At 32.1% G+C, this 1,300-nt stretch carries 3 pseudogenes; all 3 read right to left on the bottom strand.

Going from position 1 to position 1,300, the window contains the following annotated elements:
- Positions 1-353: 353 nt before the first annotated feature.
- A pseudogene (locus GB932_RS19725) lies at positions 354-497 on the bottom strand (hypothetical protein); the annotation flags it as partial.
- A gap of 12 nt (positions 498-509) precedes the next feature.
- Positions 510-818: pseudogene (locus GB932_RS19720) on the bottom strand (cytochrome b N-terminal domain-containing protein); the annotation flags it as partial.
- A gap of 168 nt (positions 819-986) precedes the next feature.
- Positions 987-1,220, bottom strand: a pseudogene (locus GB932_RS19715) (hypothetical protein); the annotation flags it as partial.
- Between the last annotated feature and the right edge of the window lie 80 nt (positions 1,221-1,300).

Below are 1,300 nucleotides of genomic sequence, written 5' to 3'. Positions count from 1 at the left end.
TTGGATTCGCTCAGTTTTGCCTCGGTTCCGTTTTGATAAATTGATGATAATGTCTTGAAAATTTTTTGTGCCTTTCTTAACTGTTTTTTATTTATGCTTAATTCTCTTTATTTTTTAGAAAGCTTTAGGATCGACCTTTAATTGTTTTCAAAACAATTTAATTAAAGCTGCAAGATTTGAATTTAATGCTTTGAAGGCGTTTAGTTTGTTGTTTTTAACTTAAAATCTTATAAATTAAGTAAAAGAATAGAAGAGAAGTAAGTTATGGCTCCTCATTTTCTTATTAAGACGTAGGGCTCTTCAGCTGGAAGCGCTCCTATTTTTATTAAAAAAATAAAAGAACATACTATGACTCAGAATATGAATTGTCGGTAGAATGAAAATTTAGTTGAAAATTTTATTTTGTATAAAGGAATTACGTAAAAAATGGACACAGAGAAAAGTAAAGCCAGGACACCTGCAGTTTTGGATGGTAGTGCTCGTAAAATTGCGTATGAGGTTAAGAAGTATCATTCTGGTTGGATGTGAATAGGGGTTTGCATGGGGTTTGCGGGAACATTGTTTACAGCGTCTCCTAAAATGTAAGGTAAAAAAAATGATACTCCCATTGATAAAGTGATCGCAATAATGATAAATAGAACATCTTTGATTGAAAAATAAGGATGAAATTGGATTTTATCTATGTTTCTATTTACTCCTAAACTGTTGCTGGAACCTTGTGCATGCAAGAAAACTAAATGGATTAAAGTTAAAAAAGCCAAAATGAAGGGTAGTAAAAAGTGGAAAGAGTAAAATCGTGTTAAAGTAGGGTTTCTTACTGAAAAACCTCCTCAAATTCATTTAACTACTTCATCTCCGATGATGGGAATGACGGATATTAGGTTTGTAATTACAGCTACAGCTCAATATGATATTTGTCCTCATGGTAAAACGTACCCTAAGAATGAAATTGCTATTAGAGCAATTATGATTGTTACTCCCCTAATTCATACTTTGTTGTGGGAAGATCTTTTGTAATATAGCCCTCGGAATAAGTGTAAAAAAATAAAAAAGAAAAAAACTGAGGCTCCATTTATATGAATGAATCGAATTACTCATCCACCTCAAACTTCTCGTATAATTTTTACTACGGATGAGAATCTTTCTTCTGCATAAGAGGTGTAATGTAATGTTAAAAGCAACCCTGTCAGGATTTGAATTATGAGGCATAATCCTAATGTTGATCCGAAATTTCAAAAGTAAGTTATTGTGGAAGGAGAGGGCAAGTCTCATAGAGAGTTGTTAACGGTTAAAATGATTT

This window comes from Microbacterium karelineae, assembly GCF_009745985.1.
Taxonomy (GTDB): Bacteria; Actinomycetota; Actinomycetes; order Actinomycetales; family Microbacteriaceae; genus Microbacterium; species Microbacterium karelineae.
Note: the sequence above shows the minus strand (reverse complement) of the source record. Positions and strands in the feature narration are given on the sequence as shown.